Genomic DNA, 20,476 nt, shown 5'->3' with positions numbered 1-20,476 from the left:
TTACGCGTTTCCTTTCTGTGAAAGAACTTCTAAAAGTGCATTCGTATTGTCAACAAAATACTGAATCGCAAACGGTAGCGCTGTATCATCGACTAAGAACGCTGGGTGATGCCATTCGTGTGGGCAACCCGTTCCAATAAAGACAAAACATCCTGGAACGTGTTCCATATAATTGGCGAAATCTTCTGCTCCTAAAGTCACTTCAGGTGTCACCACTGTCGCAAATTTCTCCGTTGTGCGTCTCACTACTTTTGTAATTTCTACGTCATTATGCACAACTGGCGGCGTTAAAATCCATTCGATACTTCCTTTTTGCCCGTAAACATCAGCCGTTTGAACAATCATCTTTTCGAATTGCTGCGTCATTTGACGTTCCACTTCTTTATTAAACGTACGAATCGTTCCTTCAAAAAATACTTTCTCTGGAATCACATTCCATGTATTCCCTGCTTCGATATGCGATACGCTTAATACCACTGGTTCAAGTGGGGATGTATGACGTGCAACAATCGCTTGAGCATTTGCAATCACTTGGCAAGCCGTAACGATGGGGTCGTTTCCGTTATGCGGTGCTGCAGCGTGCGTTCCTACCCCTGTAATTTCGGCTTTAAACTGGCCGACTGCTGCCATCAGAGGTCCTTCCTTCACACCAATCGTTCCAACTGGAAGTTCTGGCTTATTATGGAATCCAATAATCGCATCCACTCCATCAAGCACACCTTCAGAAATCAATGCGCGTGCTCCACGGTTACTTTCTTCGGCTGGTTGGAAAATAAAACGAACTTTCCCTTGTAATTTGTCTTCTTGAGCCTTTAATACTTGAACGGCTCCCAGCAAGCTAGCGGTATGGAAATCATGTCCGCATGCATGCATCGCTCCTTCGTTTTTTGAAGCGTAGTCTAATCCTGTTTGTTCCACAATCGGTAGCGCATCGATGTCGGCACGTAAGGCTAATGTTGGTCCCTCACCGTTTCCGAGTTCTGCAACCACTCCCGTCTTAGACTTTAAATTCCAGCAAGTAAGTCCCATCGCTTCTAGGGCTTCTCGGATATAGCGCGTTGTTTCAACTTCTTCTCCAGATACTTCTGGATACATATGTAAATGGCGGCGGTGCGTTGTTGCACGTTCAATAACTTCTTTCGTAATCATACGTTCTCTCCTCAATCAGTTTCCTACACATTGTAACAAACTAAGAGGCGTAATGCACCATGAATTCCCTTGAAAAAACACTAAAAAAATAAAGTTTACCGCTACGAAAGAAAAGACACTGTTTCAAAGGAAACAGCGTCTTGTATTTTTTAAAATTATCCTTTTTGTAGGGCGACCATTTCGGCATATTGACCTTGCAGTTGAAGCAATTCATCATGCGTTCCACGTTCTACAATTTCTCCTTTATCCAACACAAAAATTTGGTCAGCATGAGCAATTGTGGAAAGTCGGTGAGCAATCATAAAGGTTGTACGCCCTTCTTTGACGACATTAATTGCATTCTGAATAATCTCTTCTGTCTCGGTATCGATATGCGAAGTTGCCTCGTCTAAAATTAAGATTTTCGGGTCAAAGACGATCGCACGAGCAAATGAAATCAGTTGGCGTTCTCCTGAAGAGAAATCCATTCCTTTTTCTTTCACCTCGTAGTCCAAGCCCTTGTCACTCTTCGTAAGTAGATGTCCTCCACCCACTTTAATAATCGCCTCTTTTATCGTCTCAGGCTCAATCGATTCATTGTTGAGCCCTACGTTTGAAGCAATCGTTCCTGTAAAGAGGTACGGATCTTGAAGAACGATTCCCATCTCGCTTCGAACACTACGTCTGTTAAAGTCGCGTGTGTTTTTGCCATCGATGAAGATAGCACCACTCGTTGGGTCGTAGAAGCGAAACAGTAAGTTCATAATGGATGATTTCCCTGAACCAGTATGTCCGACAAAAGCAACCGTCTGTCCTGGTTCTACCGTGAAATTCAAGTGTTTCAACACAGGAACTCCCGCTGTGTACTCAAAACTCACATCTTTAAATTCGATACATCCTTCATCAAACGTGAAGAGCTCTTCTCCCGATTCCTCGCTCGGTGTATCCATTAGTTCAAACACACGGTCACCAGCAGCCATTGATTGCTGGAAGCCAGACACGACATTCATAAAAGTTTGAATCGGCTCATATATACGATTAATGTAGTCAATAAATGCATATAAAAGACCTGCTGAAATCCCGAGTGTTCCACCGATAAACTGCATACTGAAATAATAGATAACTCCAAAATGAGTAATGTTTCGAAGCATGCCGACAAGACTCCACGAGAAGTACGACTCAAGAATTAATTCCTTACGACCAACTTCTACCCAAGAAGTTGCCGTGGCATCATATTCTGCAACAATTTTTTCTTCTTGCTGGAAGGCTTGAACGATGCCTGCTCCTTGAATGCTTTCGTTTAATTGTCCACTCAACTGACTATAGAGTTCACGATTTTCGGAATAGTATTTTTTCTGCTTCGTAGCAACGGTTCTCTGCCATAGAATCATCACAGGAACTAGGAATAATAATACGAGTCCTAGCGTTGCGTTTAATAAGAAAATGGTTATATAAACACCTACCAACATCACAATCGTACTGAAAAGCGTCGAAATCCCACTCACGTAGAAGTTTGCACGCACTGATTCTGTATCACTTGTAATTCTAGAAACCACTTTCCCAGCTGGTAAATGGTCGAAGTACGATACCGGCAAGGTTTGTACATGCTCGAACACTTCGTCACGAATGCGTTTTGCAATACGGTTTGAGAGAGTCTTCATATATACACGGTTTAAATAGGCCCCAGCAACTCCCACTAAGTTCACTGTCACGTAAATACCAACCCATAAAAGTAGGCCACCTGCTTTGAAATCATGCGCCTGCCCCATCGGAGTAATCACATTATCGATAATGTGTTTCGCAACGAGTGGCCCTGTTAAGGTTGCTCCTGTTGAGAGTAACAGGCAGAAGAGTCCAATCAGAACTCCTTTTTTCTCATAACGGAGGTAGCTTAATAATCGCTTCATCGTTCTCATTCGATTTCCTCCTCCATTTCTTGTGTGAGATACTGTTCATAGTACCATCCTCGTTGTTCGAGCAGCTCCTCGTGGGTACCCCTCTCACTAATACGTCCTTCATTCATCACAATAATTTCATCCGCATGACGAATTGCAGAAAGTCTGTGCGCAGAAATGATATTCATACAACCTCCGCGTTCTTGTTGCAAGTGCGAGATAATTTCCCTTTCCGTTTTCGCATCAACTGCAGATAACGCATCATCCAAAATTAAGCATTCACGGTTGCGTAAGAAAGCACGAGCAATCGATAAGCGTTGTTTTTGACCTCCACTGAGCGATACCCCTTTTTCTCCGACCATCGTATCGAGCTCGTCTGGCATTCGTTTCACGTCTCCTTCAAAAGAGGCTAGCGTCAACGCTTCCCAAATTTCATCATCCGTTGCATCCTCTTTTCCGAATAACATATTCTCGCGAATCGTCCGTGAGAAAAGTGTATGCTCTTGTGGTACATAGGCCAAATGCCCTGCCACCGTTTGACTATCGTAATCAATCAACGGTTCTTCGTTAATAAAGAGCTTTTCTCCTTTGTAGGGGAACTGATGTAATAATTGCATCAAGAGTGTTGTTTTTCCAGAACCTGTTTTCCCCACGATTCCAAGAGTCTCGCCTTTTTTCAAAGTAAGATTAATTCCTTTTAATAAGGACGCCTCTTCTCCTGGATACGTAAAATGGAAGTCTTTAAACTCTATCGATTCAATCGTCTCGAGCGCTTTTGTTCCACCACGTTCGATGTCATCGTCATATCTTAATATTTCATTAATACGCTCGGTTGCCACTTTTCCGCGTTTGTAGTTCGTGATAATATCGCCAATCATAAACATCGGCCACATAATCGCTCCCATATAGACTTGGAAGGCAATGACATCCCCAACGAGAATGGTCCCATTCGACACCAAGTACCCACCGTAAAAAAGCGCAATTGTAAAGCTGATCATCATAAATAATTGCGCGAGCGGAATAAAGCGAGATTCAATTTCTGACACAATGATATTTTGTTTCATAGCCTTTTTCGTTTTCGCACGAAACTCATCCATCATCGCGTCTTCTTGCCCGTAAGCTCGAATAACGTAAGTACCGTCAATCATCTCCAGTACTTCATTATTCAGTTGAGAGACCGCGTTTTGCGCCTTGTTGTACTCTTCTTCGAGATCAAATCCCCATTTATACACGAGATATGAAAGGATTGGAAGTGGTAAAATCGCAACGATGGTCAGTGGCAACGAAATCGTTGTGACCATCATATAAATCGATACCGTCACCATCAATGTTGAGTTCATGAGTGCAAACATTCCGAACCCCATCATATCGCCAATCGTCATCACATCTTCACTGCTACGGGTAATAATGTCCCCCGTTCTAAAATGCGCATAAAACGGAATTTTCTTCATCAAATTATTCCTTAACAATTTCACACGCAATTCCTTTTGCATTTCATAATAGCCCATAAAAATCAAATTTGTCCAAATACTCTCCGTAATATAGGCCACGAGAATAATCCCTACTAAAATCACAAGTTGCGTCCAGAGCCAATCGCCGTTCAGTTCACTTGCGACGATTTTATCGACTACTTGTCCCACAATTCTAGCGGGATAAACCGAAGCGATACTACTTCCAATCATTAATACAAAACTAACAAGATAGCGCATCGGATGTTTTTTTATAAAGCCTATCACTAATTTTATTAAATCGTTCATCGTTTTCCTCCATCAAAAAAAGCCGTCACCTTCCCCATGCATGGAAAAAGTAACAGCTTCATTCCTAATCTCATCTAAAAAAATGCGCTATAACTGAATCACTTGAATTGGAAGGTTCATCATTCTATTCACTCGTTTTACTACTAAGTTGTTCATTGATTTCTCCTCCAATCTCTCAAAATTTTATGTTACATCTGAAATTATACCTTAAATCGCTGTCATGTCAATACCTTTCGAAGATTTTCACAATCGAAATCATTGATAATGGTTCTCAATAAAGTTACAATAGAACCATTACAAACTAGAAAAGGATGAAAGAACTACAATATGGCAAAAGATATTCGTGTTTTACTTTATTATAAATACGTTCCCATCGAGAATGCGGAACAATTCGCTGCAGATCATTTAGCATTTTGCAAATCAATCGGATTAAAAGGACGTATCCTTGTCGCTGACGAAGGAATCAACGGGACTGTTTCTGGTGATTATGAAACTACTCAAAAATATATGGACTATGTTCACTCTCTTCCTGGCATGGAAGACTTATGGTTTAAAATCGACGAAGAAAACGAGCAGGCCTTCAAGAAGATGTTCGTTCGTTACAAAAAAGAAATCGTACACCTTGGTTTAGAAGATAACGACTTCGACAATGACATTAACCCACTGGAAATAACAGGTGCTTACCTTTCTCCACAAGAATTCAAGGAAGCTCTTTTAGACGAAAACACTGTTGTACTAGACACTCGTAACGACTACGAGTACGATTTAGGTCACTTCCGCGGTGCAATCCGTCCTGACATTCGCAACTTCCGTGAATTACCACAATGGGTTCGTGATAACAAAGAGAAATTCATGGACAAACGTGTCGTTGTTTACTGTACAGGTGGCGTTCGCTGTGAGAAATTCTCTGGCTGGATGGTTCGTGAAGGCTACAAAGATGTCGGTCAATTACACGGCGGTATCGCAACTTACGGGAAAGACCCAGAAGTTCAAGGCGAATTATGGGATGGAAAAATGTACGTATTTGACGAACGTATCGCTGTTGACATCAACCATGTTGACCCAGTTGTGATTGGGAAAGATTGGTTCGATGGCACTCCTTGCGAACGTTACGTAAACTGTGGTAACCCAGAATGTAACCGTCGTATCTTAGCTTCTGAAGAAAACGAAGACAAATACTTACGTGGTTGCTGCCATGAATGCCGTGTTCACCCACGTAACCGCTACGTACAAGAGCACAACCTATCACTAGAAGAAGTCGTAGCGCGCTTAGAAGCTATTGGCGAAGAACTAGATACAGTAAATGCTTAATTTGATTAAAATCGAAAAACATTTTTGGTTTGATTGATTGTGTATGGATTCCAAAGAATCTTGCGGATTTCATAGCCACAATAATGGGGAATCGTACTAAAGATGAATTAAAGGGCGTAGGGATTTATTCCTTACGCCCTTTTTGAAGCTTTAAAGGTGAGAGACTACAGGCTCGAACCGGTACCCCGTTATTGTAGTTATGATAAAATCCGCTAGGATTCGAAGGAATCAAATAACCATCACAACACAAAAACACCCTATATTTCATATAGGGTGTTTCTTCGTTTACTCAAATTCATGTTTAACAGTTTCTAGTGCAGCGGCGATGACTTGATGCATATCGTAATAACGATACTGTCCAAGTCGTCCACCGAAGATCACTTGTGGAACCGTCTTCGCTAATTTTTTATACTGCGCATATAAGTCATTATTAACTTGATTATTCACCGGGTAATAAGGCTCGTCGCCTACCTTCCAATCAGCAGGATACTCACGCGTAATCACCGTTTTTGGCTGAGTCCCAAACTCAAAATGTTTATGCTCGATAATACGAGTGTATGGCGTTTCACGGTCTGTATAGTTTACTACCGCATTTCCTTGGTAGTTTTCCACGTCCACGACTTCTGTTTCAAATCGCAATGAACGATATTCCAGCGTTCCAAGTTCATAATCAAAGAACTCGTCAATCATTCCCGTGAAGACGATTTTAGCACCACTATTTAAGTACTCGTCTTTTTTCGCGAAGAAATCGACATTCAACTCGACTTCGATATTTTCATGATCCAGCATGGCTTCAATCATCTTCGTATAGCCGCCAATCGGAATCCCTTGGTACGTATCGTTGAAGTAGTTGTTATCGTAAGTATAGCGAACCGGCAAGCGGCGTATGATAAACGCTGGTAATTCTGTTGCCGAACGTCCCCATTGTTTCTCCGTATAGCCCTTGATGAGCTTATGGTAAATATCTTCCCCAATAAGAGAAATCGCCTGCTCTTCTAAGTTTTCAGGTTCTTTATCACCGAGTACTGCACGTTGCTCACTAATCTTTGCTTCGGCTTCTTGCGGCGTCACCACACCCCATAATTTATTAAAGGTATTCATGTTAAATGGCAAGTTGTAAATCTCACCGTTGAAGTTTGCAACTGGAGTATTGGTATAGCGATTAAATGTCGCAAACTGATGCACGTAATCCCAAATCTTCTTGTCGCTCGTGTGGAAAATATGCGCACCGTATTCGTGCACTTGAATGCCTTCCACTTCTTTTGTATAAATATTCCCCGCAATATGATTTCTCTTCTCAATCACTTTTACTTTATAACCGCGTGTCGCTGCTTCATGCGCAAAGGTCGCACCGAATAATCCAGCACCCACAACGATGTAATCAAATGGTTTCATGTCGTTTCTCCATTTCTTGTATTATCTTGTTTATTATATCATGGACCCTCAAGGCGAACCAAATCGATGAAGCACACTTTGCGAAATTATCATATATGATAATTTCTCCCATAATAAATATCCAGTGGCTTAGCGGGTGGCTTTTCAATTTCGGGCATAGCTCTGATCTCAGAGCGACGCCTCAAGGCGCTCGTGTGGCCTGCGACGAGCACCTATTTATATTTTCCTGTAAACGGATCTTCCAATTCTAATTGTTCCGCTATTTTAATTAGAAAAAAGAAAGTTTTCACTCCTTTTCACACTTTATAAATTTCGCTTTGCTTTTCTTGATTTTACAATCATATAGGCGCCAATAATGACGAGTACGCAGAAAACGACACTTCCCAAAGTGATATTCATAAAAGCAATTTTTTGAGGAATATCGGCACTTCCATGCTCTTTCATCATCATGGTTTGCAAGAAAAAGATAGAAAAGAGAGAGGAAGCAAAACTGATATTTTTACTAGATTTGAGCTCTGGAGAATGAAATTTCCGGATACGAATGATATTAGATATCGCTGTAATGATATTGATGAATGTCGCAAGAGCAATGATGTAGAGCAAGAAAGGATAGCGCGCGTGAATTTGGTCATCATGATGACTGACATAGATGAGAAAACATTTAAGGCACTTAACCAATTGGAACAAGCTATTGTTGACTACATTGATTACTACAACAACAAACGAATTAAGGTAAAACTAAAAGGACTTAGTCCTGTGCAATACAGAACTAAATCCTTCACTTAAATTATTTGTTTAACTTTTGTGGTCAGAACAAACAGTGCTTTTTTTGTTGAAATCGCAAAGAATCTAAGCTTTCTTTTTGCAGATAACATTCGCTCTTTTATTTTCGGTATGATTGAGTCGATGCCCCGTTCTCGACCGGTTATTATTGCAACTTATCGAATGCTAGAGCACTATGCCATCACTTTTTGGAAGAATACTTGGAGCAATTCTACGCAGAATGGAATGCGAAAAAGTGATAATTAAAGAGACGAAAAAGCTGAGAATATGATTTCCCAGCTTTTTTGAATGCGATAGAAATAGCAACTAGACTATTTACGAAAGGCCTCAATAATGTAGGTGAAGCCAGTAACTAAAAATGAAAAGGCAATGACATAAACGACAAAGACACCTGTAGCCACTGGATTGAACAGAATCACTAGACCTAGTAAAAATGCAAGCAAGGCTACCCACGTGATATTGCTACCAATAATAGGGAAAATCAATCCTAGACGATTGCCTTTAAAGAAAGCAATAATGGCTTCTACAATTAACCAAATTCCTACAATGGTCGGAATGACGACCGGCAGGGTCACAAAGCCATAAGCCACGAGGTAAAGAGCTAAGAGAAGATTAACAATCCCTTGGAAAAGATAAACAGGTGAGCGAAGCTCTTTTGGTGCAGAGAAATAGCCTAAAATAGCTGCTATAGAAGAAACCAGTAAACCAAATGCAATCCACCAGCTGTAAGCAACAAGATTAGCTACTGGGTTTGTAAATAGCAAAAGTCCTAAAAAGACAAAAACAACTCCTGTAAGGAACAACAATAAACGATTAGAAAATTTCATACCAATACCTCCGATATAGTATAGTTTAAATATATAAAATATCATACATCTTCTGATAAGAAATATCAATAAAATAAATAGAGAATTTGGAACTTTCAGTCTGATTTGCAATAAATATCCACCGGCTTATGTAAGGTAGACAGAAAATCTAACTTTTAGGGTGCACTTCATGCCTGGTAGTTCAAAACGCTATTTAGTTAAATCCGAAGAAACGTTGTGTCACTGTATAAATTCCATTCGAAAGTACTTGTACAGGTTTGTTCTTCGCCATTGTAATTCTACTTAGCACTGCTTGGCTAATCAGATGGAAGACTTCTGGATTTGCTTCCTTCAAATCCGACAGCAAAGCTTTCTTCTTCTCTTGATGCTCAAGTAGTCCACCCTTATTGAGTAGCGCACAAGAAATTACGGTTGTAATCTCTAAGTGGTTTAATAAGTAGTTCTTCAAAGCGGTTGAAAACTGCCAGTCGCTATGATAACTTGCCATCAATAGTTCATTCACGCGGATTTGTTGGTCGATACGGCTAATCATCACTTTCTCGTTCACGGATTGATCTTCACGACCGATAAAGTAACGGTAAAAATCTACATTCATATAGTATAATTTTTTGCTATATTGCAGTGGGACGAAAACAAATAAATTATCTACGTAGAAAGTATGCTCTGGCAACTGAAGTCCTGATTTACGAAGTAAGTTCATATTGTAAATGAGGGAGTGCATCATCATATATTTCCCACGACGAAGTGGCTTCGCATCATCCCAAGTAAACACTTGATTTTCAGGAAACGCTGAAGTGTAGCGCATAATTTTCTTCGTTTTCGCGCCTTCTTTTTCGTAAACAAAGTTCGTAATGAACACATCTACTTCTTCTCCAGTTTCTTCGAAGCGTTGTAATTGTTCTATGATTTTTAAATAAGCACGCACATCTACCCAGTCGTCACTATCGACCACTTTGAAGTACTTCCCTGTTGCATTCGCCATCCCTGTATTCACAGCTCCACCATGTCCTTTATTTTCTTGATGGATCGCTCGGATAATCGTTGGATAAGCAGCTGCATATTGGTCAGCGATGCGAGCAGTATCGTCTTTAGAACCATCGTTAATGATTAAAATTTCGACTTCTTCCCCACCAGAAAGGAGTGTTTGGATACAATAATGCATATATTCTTGAGAGTTGTAGCAAGGGACTGCAACGGTTAATAATTTCATGGGGTGCACCTCTCGTTTCAAGTAAATTTATCTTCATTACTATACCATTTTTCGGTAAAATTGTCAGTTAGACACCCTATTACATTTAAAAAAATAAAGCCCTCCTTTTGTAGAAGGAGGACTTTTTAAGACTCATTTTTATGCATGTTGTTTTTGTTCTCTTCGTGCAATCCATGGAAGAATGAGTCCGAGTCCAAGAAGCGCAAATGGCATAATGATATTTGAAATTAAGACAAACCACCATTCAGATGGATTTTGCGCATAATCCACTTGTGGCACCATTCCGAGAATACATGCAAATGCGGTGAAGGCAAATCCCCAGAGTCCCATTAAGAATCCGAGTGTCTTGTTGCTAATGTATTTATATTCGGCATTTTTATATCTGTCCCAATGACGATACAAGAACATAAAGGCGACGAATACCCACAAGAAGCACATTGGAGACACGATGGCGTTCAAGTTTGTCATCCAAACAACAACCGTGTCAATCTCTTTCAAACCGAATACTGGCATCAAAATCAAAGCACCTGTTAATACCCCTGTTAGAATATATCCATTTCTTAGTGTTCCATTCTTTGTACGCGCACGTAGCCAACGAGGAATATATTCTTTGTCAGCACTACCAAGGAAAATTTGAAGTGGCGCATCAATAGAGAGTGCCAATGTCGCTGTTTGCCCGATAAATTGCGTCAATGCGTAAATCGTGACAAGTACATTCCCAATATTCCAGTGTTTACCAAGTACCGCAAACGCTTGGTAGGCCCCATTTCGCATCAAGTCTTGTGGAATATTGTTGCTATCAAAAATCATTCCCATTGCAAGAGAACCAAAGACCGCACAAATTCCAACCATCACCGCCATTGCAATCATTCCTTTTGGAAACTCTTTGGCAGGATTCTTGATTTTATGAACATAAGGAGACATACATTCTGCCCCTCCAACCGAGAATACAAGAAGAGCTATGGTTGTAAAATACGAAAAGTCGAATTTCGGAATATACGTTTCCAGCTTATCCATATTCGCTGTTGCCAGTTGCAAATCAGGCTTAATAAATGGAACGCCAACTGCTAATAAAATGAACAAGATGGACATCACAAACATCGCTGTCCCTGCAATCGTTCCTAAAAATTTCAACGCACGTATTCCCTTGGTTGAAATATAGAGAATGATGAGGAATAGAGCTAAACTAATCGTTACAAGAAGTGGAATGGGAAGCTCGCCCACAATTCCTGAGTGTCCTTGGAATACCCAACCAAGCGCAATCAAAATCGTCTGTGGTTTTTGCGCTAAATAAGGAATCTGAACCACCCAAAATGTCCATGCGGCAAAATAAGCCAGTTTCTTTGTGGACGTATGTTTAATCCAGTCACTGACGCCCCCTTCACTATCTTGGAAAGTTGAACCAAGTTGTCCAACCATCAATGAATACGGAATAAAGTAAATCACTAAAATAATCAACCACGATGTAATGACTACAATCCCTTGTTGGGCGAAGTTATTGACAACGTTCCCGAGCCCCCATACAAAATTAAATGCAATGAGAGCTATCATCAGCCAACTCAGTTGTTTTTCATTTTTTTCTTCCATGTTCTAACCTCCTAAACCCAACCTGCCATTAATCACTCACTGAATAGTGGTTGACCATTAAATTACTTGCACGAAGCAATACTTTATCGAGTAATGCAGCTGTCTTCTCTTCGATATAATCACTCATTTGTTGATTTTCCGCTTCGAAGTCGACTACTTCTCCTTTTTCAAGACGAGCATCTACTTGGGCAATCATGGCTTCTCCACGAGATAATGTATTCTTTTGATAACTTTCAATATCCGCTTGATGTTCTAAGTAATGCGCATCCGCAAGTCCTGCAATTAATCGGCTTGACCAGTAGAAGGAATCCGTTGAAACCTTCGCTGTAGTGTTGGCAAAGTACGCTGGAGTTGTTTCCACTTGCGTAAAGAAAGGAACGGCCGTCGTAAAAGGCATTGACCCATAAGAGACCCATTGAATCCCTGTTGTATCATGAGGACGATTTGGACGAATTTGTAGAATCGCCGTTTGACTCGTACGATTAATTCCTACCGTACGGAAACGACGATTGCTCTTCCCATCGCCTAAATTTCCATAAGGATCATAAGGAGTCATTTGGAAATGCGTACTCATCGATTCTTTCACATCTTCAACGGTAATTTTGCGATAAGGAACACGCGCCCAAGGGATTTCAAAGCTTGTTGGAGATTGTTCCACTTCAGGGTTAAACATGCGTTGAATATCCCAAGCACGAGGCGTGTTATAGAGACGGTCTTTATCTCGTTGTGAACCAAATGCATAACGTGGATTGAATGATTCTCCGTCAAAATTCAAATTGAGGTGGTGACGAATCATAAAGTCTTTCAAATCAGGGTCGCACATAAAGTTTTCTTTGTCTTCAAAATCAAAGAAATCGATGCCGAGTTGGTTTGGATTTACGACATACGCATCATCGGGTACGCGGCGAGCCATCCAGTGATGTCCCCCGATAGACTCTAACCACCAAATTTCATTCACATCGGAAATCGCAATCCCGTTTGATTCATAGGTTCCTGCTGTTTCCAGGAAATGTCCAAGACGTTCGACCCCTTCGCGCGCCGTTTGAATATAAGGTAGTACGAGAGTGAAGATATCTTCTTCTCCAATCCCTGTTTCAACTAGTGGATCTGCTCCTAACACACGCGGATTCGTCGAAATCGTCTCTGTCGTACTGACAGCAACATTATAGGCGTTAATCCCGGCTGCTCCCCAAATCCCTTCATTATTGATGGCGTTTGGCATGGCTGTATAGCGAACTGGATTATCGGGTAAGTCTGTTTCAAAGCCTGAAATCACTGCTTTATAGTGACGTGGTTGGTCTTCTGGACGAACGACAATGAATTTTTTTGGAGTAAACTCTCCATTACATGAATCTTCCGTACGGGCTACAAGCGTGGAACCGTCATAGCTAGCTTTCTTTCCAACAAGAATGGTTGTACATGAATCATGTTCTTGGTCAAATCTCATAACAATTACCTCCATTTACTTTATTTCTACACTTAAATTATAGCCCTATTCGCACTTTTTCTCAAAGGGCTCCTCTCTATTTTTTTCCTTAATTTCTTCCTAATGATAGGTAAAAAAAAGAACCTAGCGTAAACTAGATTCTTTTGGTTCTCATATTATTGTTTTCGTTTTCGTTTTCGATAAACCCATTCTGCGATGGTAATCGTCACTGCAATCACCCATAAAATGAGCACTGTTGTGAGCGCGTACTGAATATTAAAATAAATAGCCGCAATGCATAAAATTAGCACTACTGCAATCACGTAGCGTAAATTAAATGGGGCTACTCGTTGCACATACCACCAGACAAAATCTTCGTTTTCATTTCTTGTTACTTTATAATCTTCTATTAACGCCTTAAACTTCTCAACCATCTGAATCCCTCCTATTTCTTATCCGGAATCACCCAAAATAGATAGTAAGTAATAAATACTGTCAACGCGCCAAGTCCAATTTTCACCCAAATAATTGGAGCAAAGTAAATAGAAATGGCCATTAAAATATAGATATAAATAATAATTTTCTTTTTACGACTACGCGCAATTGACTTCGTCTCACGGTAATCTGCGACATAAAGCTGGTATAACTTAGTTTTTTGAAACCATTCTTCAAAGCGCCTTGAACTCTTTGAGAAACAAAATACGGTTAACAAAAGAAAGGGAGTTGTTGGAAGTACCGGAAGGACAATTCCTAATAACCCTATTGCTAATGAAACCCAGGCTATCACAAAATAAATAATTCTCATTGGATTGTTCTATTCCTCCTTAGCTAATTGTGTCATTCTTCGTTGGATACAAAACTCGAGTACTTTAGTGAGTACATAGAGAACTCCAGCAAAATAGAAGAAATAAACAAAGTAACTCACGGAGACATTAACGGCTAGAAGAAAGGTCGCTACTAGCACAATCACCCAAAAAAACTTCAAGACGAACATCCATTTTTGCTTTTTCATCCATTGTTTGTCCGTTAATGTATGATCGCCTTTATCGAGTGCAATTATGGTATCAATAAACTTTGTAAAACGTTCTTTCAAGCGTTGTCTCCTTTCCTTTAAGTAAGCATAGTGTAGCATAGGATCTTTCTTTTATCAATTAAATTTTAATCATATTTTAATCAAAATTAAAAATACAACTACGCCTCTTAGGGAATCGATTTAAACGACTCCAAAAGTGGTGTAGTTGTAGTTTATTTTAATCTCTATTTTTCATTTCTTAACTTCGTAATGAAGTGCTCGATGCGATCTAACGCTGTCTTCAAATCTTCAATCGAATATGCATAAGAAATCCGTAGGAAGCCTTCACCAGATTCCCCAAAAGCGGTTCCTGGCACAACGGCTAAACGTTCTTCTTCTACCAAGCGCATAGCAAATTCTTCTGAACTTAATCCAAATTGAGAAATGTTTGGGAAGATGTAGAAAGCTCCAAATGGCTCAAAGCAAGGAATCCCTAAGTCTTTAAAACGTTTCACCAAGTAACGGCGACGTTGGTTGTAGCTTTCGCGCATCTCAACAATGTCCTCTTCAGAATTACGAAGCGCATCCACACCCGCATATTGGCTAAGCGTTGGCGCAGACATAATCGCAAATTGGTGAATTTTGTACATTTGTTCCATGATAGGCGCTGGAGCTAAGGCATACCCAAGTCTCCATCCCGTCATCGCAAATGCTTTTGAGAATCCTCCGATTAAAATTGTACGGTCACGCATACCCTCAATTTCCACAACGGAAACGTGAGGTTTTCCTGTGTATGTTAATTCTCCATATAACTCGTCTGAGACAACGATAATATCATGACGTTTTAACACATCGCAAACCGCTTCTAAATCTTCACGTTCCATAATTGCCCCGGTTGGGTTATTTGGGAAGTTCATTAGAATCGCTTTTGTCTTCGGTGTAATCACTGCTTCTAAATCTTCAGGTGTTAAACGGAATTGATTTTCCTCTTTTAACGGAAGAATCACAGGAGTTCCGTCGGCCATTGTAACCGCTGGGACATAAGAAACATAACCCGGGTCACAAATAATCACTTCATCCCCTGGGTTTAAAAGCACACGCATTGAAATATCAACGGCTTCACTTCCCCCAACAGTGATGACACATTCATGCATTGGATCATATTTTACTCCATGACGACCTTCTGTAAAAATACATACTTCTTCACGAAGCTCTTTTAACCCTGCATTGGCTGTATAGAATGTACGGCCTTCTTGCAACGCTTTAATCGCTTCTTGACGAATATGCCAAGGCGTATCAAAATCAGGCTCTCCAACCCCTAGGGAAACAATATCCTTGTATTCACTCGCCATATCAAAGAAACGACGAATTCCTGAAGGTTTCAAGTCCTTAATTTTATTATTTAACATATTTTCTAAATTCATGGAGTAACCACCTGACGTTTATCATCTGCTTTACCGACAAACATAGTGCCGTGATCTTTGTATTGTTTTAATACAACATGTGTTTTAGTAGATTGTACTTCTTCAATCACTGAAAGACGTGAAGATACGAAGTTTGCGATTTCACGCATTGGTGCTTTCTTTAATTGCACCATGAAATCATATCCGCCTGACATTAAGTACACAGCTTCTACTTCTGGGAAATGATAGATTTTTTCCGCAATACGGTCGAACCCTTTCCCTTTTTGAGGATTTACTTTTAATTCGATAATCGCTGATACATTGACATTATCAGTTTTTTCCCAGTTGATTAAAGTGTGGTAGCCACAAATAATTTTAGCTTCTTCCATCTCTTTAATACGGCGTGTGACTTCTTCCACATCCATTTCTAATAGAGAGGCAATTTCTTCTGGAGTTAAACGACTATTTTTCTCAATTAATTTTAAAATTTGCTCGTTCACTTCTTTGAACATAGACTTTCCTCCTTTAGTTGCATTTGCAACATTTTGTACTTTCCCATTGTACCCTTTTTTTGTGAGAATTCCTAAGAATTTATTGCAGTTTTATGAAATTTATAATTTTCTATAAAAAAGCTCTCTTCCAATCTGAAAGAGAGCTTCATTCTTTATTCCGCTGTTTGTTCAAAGTGAGCTACTAAGTCGTTGATAACTCCACTGGATACGATTGTGTCGATTTGTTTCATGGCATGGTACACGCTGTCTGATTTTGAAGAACCGTGTGATTTCACAACTGCTCCTTTAAGACCAAAGAGCACCGCACCCCCAAATTGTGAGTAGTCCAATGTATTCTTTAATCCGTAGAAGGTATTCTTGAGTAAGAGCGCTCCAAGTTTTCCTTGGATTCCTTGCCCCTTGATTCCTTCTTTTAGAAGACCCATCATCGCAAGCGCTGTTCCTTCGATTGTTTTCAATACGGCGTTTCCAGTAAATCCGTCTGTCACCACGACATCCGCAGCACCTGTTAAGATGTCACGAGCTTCCACGTTCCCGACGAAGTTTAAGCTATCGTCTTCTTTCAAGAGTCCGTAAACTTCTTTTGCAAGTTCGTTCCCTTTTCCTTCTTCAGCTCCATTATTTAATAAGCCGACTGTTGGGTTCTCGTAACCAAGAACGTATTTAGAATAATAGCTTCCTAGAATACCGAATTGGTGAACATTCTTTGGTTTACATTCCGCGTTCGCACCAACGTCCATCATAATAAATTGACGATTTTCTTTTCCAAGAACAGGCAACACTGGCATCAGTCCTGGACGATCGATTCCTTTAATACGGCCAACCACTAATAAACCAGCCGTTAGAAGAGCCCCTGTATTTCCGCAAGAGAAGAGCGCGTCGGCTTCCCCTTCTTTAACAGCTTTAGCAGCAACGACCATTGAAGCGTCTTTCTTCGAACGAATCGCTTTAACCGGTTCGTCATCAGAGTTGATTTTTTCTGAACAGTGAATCACGCGAATATTTGGAAGAGATTCTTCCAAGCAGGCGTTCACTTTTGCTTCGTCTCCATATAATTGAAACTCGACATTTGGCATTTCCTTTGCTGCAAGGACGACCCCTTGGACGATTTCTTTAGGAGCGTTATCTCCACCCATCGCGTCAATTGCAATTCTTACCATTGTTGTTCCTCCTCTTCTAGCCACGTGGCCCTGAAGTTATCCATTGATTTCTTTCGTTGTTTGTTCGATAAATGCCTTCATGCGTTTTGTCTCGGTTTTTTCTCCTGCTGGATCTTCCGAGGCATAAAGGATCGCATCTTTACGTGCTTGTTCTAGTATATCATAATCTCGTATTAAATCGGCAATCTTAAAGTCTGGAATACCGGACTGTTTCACGCCAAATATATCCCCAGAACCACGTAGTTCCAAGTCTTTTTGACTGAGATAAAATCCATCTGTCGACTCGCACATAATGCGCATTCGCTCTTTCCCATTTTCGGTTTTTGGACTCGCCACTAGAATACACGTTGAAGCATGTTGGCCACGACCAACACGTCCACGCAGTTGGTGGAGTTGCGCTAATCCAAATCGGTCCGCATCCAGAATGACCATCACTGTAGCATTTGGCACGTCCACCCCAACTTCGATGACCGTCGTTGAGACAAGTACTTGTAAGTGATTCGCTTTAAAATCAGCCATCACCGCTTCTTTTTCGTCAGCTGGCATTTTCCCATGCAAGAGCCCCACTTTCACGCGGTCTGAGAAATGCGCTGAAATCATACGGTAAATCTCTTCAGCGTTTTGCACATCGAGATGTTCCGACTCTTCGATTAAAGGCGAAATCATATAGGCTTGGCGCCCTTTTTGAATTTGTCGCTCCACGAAGTCAAAAATTTGTTCCATTTCCTGCTCACGAACCCAAGTCGTTTTGATCGGCTGACGACCACGAGGAATCTCACCGAGGATGGACGTATCCATTTCCCCAAAAGCTGTAATGGCAAGTGTTCTTGGAATTGGCGTTGCCGTCATTTGAAGCACATTCACGCCAGCTCCTTTTCCAGCCAGCGCCTGACGTTGCTGCACCCCGAAACGATGCTGCTCATCGATGACAACAAAAGCTAAGTCTTTAAAGTTCACATCTTGTTGGAACAAGGCATGAGTCCCGATAACGAGGTTTGCCTCACCACTCTCAATCGTTGCGAGTAACTCTTTTCGTTTCTTCTGCGAACGATTCATACTTCCGGTTAACAACACTGCTTTCAAAGATGTCCCTTGAAGGAGTTTTTCTATCGTCAGCATATGTTGTTCTGCCAATATTTCTGTAGGAACCATAAGGGCTGCTTGCTTGCCTGTCAGAGCCGTTGCGACCATGGCAATCGTCGCCACAATCGTCTTCCCGCTCCCTACATCCCCTTGCAAGAGACGATTCATCTCATAAGGCGCACGCAGGTCAAAGCAAATCTCATTCACGACTTTCTTTTGCCCATCGGTGAGTTCAAACGGCAACGTCTGAATAAACGCCTTCAACGCGGCATTATCATACAACACCGCTTGCCCTTTTGTTTGCTGATGGCGCTTCTGACGCATCCATTGCAAGCGCAGTTGATATAAGAAGAGCTCCTGGTAGACGAGTTGGTATTGCGCACTCTGTCTTTCCAGTTCATCTTTTGGAAAATGCATTGCCCGTACAGCATCTCTATGCCCCATCAGATGGTGCGACGCCGTCAACTCCCCTGGTAGTACTTCTGGAATTTTATCTTCAAAACGATCCATCGCCGTTTGAACAAGTTTCAATATCGTCGCCTGCTTTAGCGATTTATTCGTGCGATAAACCGCCTCTACTTGGTCTCCTTCTTCATCCTCCACATTTCGGTTCGATAAGATTTTCATCCCCATCAAGGTAGAACGCTTTGCATCCCATTTCCCGTAGATAGCAATCTCTTCGCCTTGAACCACTTTATCTTTTAAATACGGTTGATTAAAGAACGCAACTTGGATGACTTGCTGGTCAATCGCCATGCGAAACGCTAACCGATTCTTCTTGAAGCCGTAGTAGCTGACAACCGGTTGCGTCGCTACTAGCCCTTTTAACGTGACTTTCTCTTGGTCCATGATGGTATTTACATCACGAATTTGAATATCTTCATAACGAAACGGAAAATGCGTTAACAGGTCATAAACTGTTTCGATTCCAAGCTCGGCTAATGGCTCTAATCGTTTTGGTCCAACGCCTGGCAAGACTTGCACACTTTGAAAGACTTCATTCATCCAATCACATCCTTTCTACTTTAATAAGTGTAATTCAAGTCCCGTTTAATCGTCAAGGGGAAGGAAAGTTACAACAGTCGTGAAGATTCTCTTTAGGATTTATCCATCGGCATCACAAATCCGGCACCTCCCTGAGTCTTCGTCTCAGGGTTACCAAGTTTCAAAGCGAGGCTAAGGAATAAATTCCTAAACCTCGCTAATTCACATTGGTTGCTTACTCGGTACTGTGATTCCGATGAAATCCTAAAGAATCTTCACTTCTTCAACTTTCCTTCCTCCCTCCTCACCCTTTACAGTGCAGGGAGTTTGGATGCGCCTTCCACAAAGTGCAGTCTTCCCAGTCTACATCGAGCAAAGCCCAAAAGAATATTCGCTCCTTCAACTTTCCTTCCTCTCTCCTCATCCTTTACAGTGCTGTGATTTTATATGTGCGTCCCACCAAATACAGAGCTTGCCCTTGCAGCACTACGATTTTTGAGGAGCACTCACTCAGTTCCCTTTTTCCCATTTGGAGGCGAGTGAAGACTCAGAAGCAAGCGTAATTTAGAAAGCACTAGCTGCCCAGCGAAATACCCTGATGTGAGCACCAAAACCAACTAGTTACACTTACTTATTGTTGAATAAAAATCCTGGAGGATTACGGGGAATCATGCGGATTCCATAATAACTGTAATGGGGAATCGCATTAAAACGAATAAGAGGGCGTAAGGAATTTCATTCCCTACGCCCTCTTTGAGGCTTTAAAGGTGAGAGACTTCGGCTCGAACCGGTGCCCCATTATAGTTTTTATGGAAAAATCCGCAAGGATTCAAAGTAATCCGGAAGGATATCAGTACTCTTTTTTATTATATTATTCCACAGATAATAAGTAAGTGTATACTGGTTGATTTCCTTCGTGAACTTCAACCTCTACATCAGGGTATTTCACTTCTACAGCTTCAGTGATTTCTTCCACTTCGCTTGCGTCTGCGTCTTCACCATA

Annotated in this window: 17 protein-coding genes and 1 pseudogene; 2 read left to right on the top strand and 16 right to left on the bottom strand. The window is 41.0% G+C overall.

The features are described from left to right. From ACO5V7_RS06565 to tetA(60), 3 genes are all read right to left on the bottom strand, one after another. Nucleotides 1-1,149, bottom strand: coding sequence for an amidohydrolase (locus ACO5V7_RS06565; protein WP_314376606.1), 1,149 nt, complete (start codon nt 1,147-1,149; stop codon nt 1-3). A 155-nt stretch (nt 1,150-1,304) separates the two neighbouring features. Beyond that, nucleotides 1,305-3,044 carry a tetracycline efflux ABC transporter Tet(60) subunit B gene (tetB(60), locus tag ACO5V7_RS06560; protein WP_049554487.1) on the bottom strand — a complete coding sequence of 580 codons (1,740 nt, stop codon included), beginning with the start codon at nt 3,042-3,044 and terminating at the stop codon, nt 1,305-1,307. Beyond that, on the bottom strand, nt 3,041-4,780 hold the full coding sequence (gene tetA(60) / locus ACO5V7_RS06555; protein WP_485485529.1) for a tetracycline efflux ABC transporter Tet(60) subunit A: 1,740 nt from the start codon (nt 4,778-4,780) through the stop codon (nt 3,041-3,043). Before tetA(60) ends, tetB(60) begins: the two co-directional genes overlap by 4 nt. Nucleotides 4,781-5,107: 327 nt before the next feature. Here tetA(60) and trhO point away from each other — a divergent pair, with 327 nt between their 5' ends. After that, on the top strand, nt 5,108-6,091 hold the full coding sequence (trhO, locus tag ACO5V7_RS06550; RefSeq protein WP_485485528.1) for an oxygen-dependent tRNA uridine(34) hydroxylase TrhO: 984 nt from the start codon (nt 5,108-5,110) through the stop codon (nt 6,089-6,091). Between the two features lie 285 nt (nt 6,092-6,376). Here trhO and glf read toward each other — a convergent pair whose 3' ends face one another. Next, nucleotides 6,377-7,486, bottom strand: coding sequence for a UDP-galactopyranose mutase (glf, locus tag ACO5V7_RS06545; protein WP_485485527.1), 1,110 nt, complete (start codon nt 7,484-7,486; stop codon nt 6,377-6,379). 651 nt (nt 7,487-8,137) lie between these two features. On the opposite strand from glf, the pseudogene ACO5V7_RS06540 reads away from it, so the two are divergent. Next, a pseudogene (locus ACO5V7_RS06540) lies at nt 8,138-8,272 on the top strand (IS3 family transposase); the annotation flags it as partial. A 308-nt stretch (nt 8,273-8,580) separates the two neighbouring features. Here the strand turns inward: ACO5V7_RS06540 and ACO5V7_RS06535 are convergent. The 12 genes from ACO5V7_RS06535 to ACO5V7_RS06480 all read right to left on the bottom strand — a co-directional run. Further along, complete coding sequence (locus ACO5V7_RS06535; RefSeq protein WP_049554491.1) at nt 8,581-9,096, bottom strand: DUF308 domain-containing protein; 516 nt, start codon at nt 9,094-9,096, stop codon at nt 8,581-8,583. 193 nt (nt 9,097-9,289) lie between these two features. Continuing rightward, complete coding sequence (locus tag ACO5V7_RS06530; RefSeq protein ID WP_485485526.1) at nt 9,290-10,306, bottom strand: glycosyltransferase family 2 protein; 1,017 nt, start codon at nt 10,304-10,306, stop codon at nt 9,290-9,292. Nucleotides 10,307-10,444: 138 nt separating this feature from the next. Then, the gene (locus ACO5V7_RS06525) at nt 10,445-11,893 is read right to left on the bottom strand and encodes an APC family permease (RefSeq protein ID WP_485485525.1); all 1,449 of its coding nucleotides are present in this window, start codon (nt 11,891-11,893) and stop codon (nt 10,445-10,447) included. Nucleotides 11,894-11,921: 28 nt separating this feature from the next. Continuing rightward, a complete protein-coding gene (locus ACO5V7_RS06520) occupies nt 11,922-13,340 on the bottom strand; it encodes a C69 family dipeptidase (protein ID WP_485485524.1) in 1,419 nt (472 codons plus the stop codon). A gap of 155 nt (nt 13,341-13,495) precedes the next feature. Further along, entirely contained in the window at nt 13,496-13,753 is a 258-nt protein-coding gene (locus tag ACO5V7_RS06515; RefSeq protein ID WP_314046779.1) for a hypothetical protein, read from the bottom strand. A gap of 11 nt (nt 13,754-13,764) precedes the next feature. Beyond that, nucleotides 13,765-14,124: a YbaN family protein gene (locus ACO5V7_RS06510; protein WP_049554495.1), complete on the bottom strand. Its 360-nt coding sequence runs from the start codon at nt 14,122-14,124 to the stop codon at nt 13,765-13,767. 9 nt (nt 14,125-14,133) lie between these two features. After that, nucleotides 14,134-14,412 carry a hypothetical protein gene (locus ACO5V7_RS06505; RefSeq protein WP_039849200.1) on the bottom strand — a complete coding sequence of 93 codons (279 nt, stop codon included), beginning with the start codon at nt 14,410-14,412 and terminating at the stop codon, nt 14,134-14,136. Nucleotides 14,413-14,576: 164 nt separating this feature from the next. Further along, nucleotides 14,577-15,755 carry a pyridoxal phosphate-dependent aminotransferase gene (locus ACO5V7_RS06500; protein ID WP_005607233.1) on the bottom strand — a complete coding sequence of 393 codons (1,179 nt, stop codon included), beginning with the start codon at nt 15,753-15,755 and terminating at the stop codon, nt 14,577-14,579. Then, entirely contained in the window at nt 15,752-16,246 is a 495-nt protein-coding gene (locus ACO5V7_RS06495; RefSeq protein WP_049554498.1) for an Lrp/AsnC family transcriptional regulator, read from the bottom strand. The genes ACO5V7_RS06500 and ACO5V7_RS06495 overlap by 4 nt, the downstream gene beginning before the upstream one ends. Nucleotides 16,247-16,398: 152 nt before the next feature. Next, complete coding sequence (plsX, locus tag ACO5V7_RS06490; protein WP_485485523.1) at nt 16,399-17,406, bottom strand: phosphate acyltransferase PlsX; 1,008 nt, start codon at nt 17,404-17,406, stop codon at nt 16,399-16,401. Nucleotides 17,407-17,442: 36 nt separating this feature from the next. Continuing rightward, entirely contained in the window at nt 17,443-19,494 is a 2,052-nt protein-coding gene (gene recG / locus ACO5V7_RS06485) for an ATP-dependent DNA helicase RecG (RefSeq protein WP_485485522.1), read from the bottom strand. 850 nt (nt 19,495-20,344) lie between these two features. Beyond that, a partial coding sequence (locus ACO5V7_RS06480) for a hypothetical protein (RefSeq protein WP_485485568.1) occupies nt 20,345-20,476 on the bottom strand: 132 nt, incomplete at its 5' end.

This window comes from Granulicatella sp., assembly GCF_057274575.1.
The sequence above is the reverse complement of the archived record's forward strand: the minus strand, read 5'-3'. Positions and strand labels throughout refer to the sequence as shown.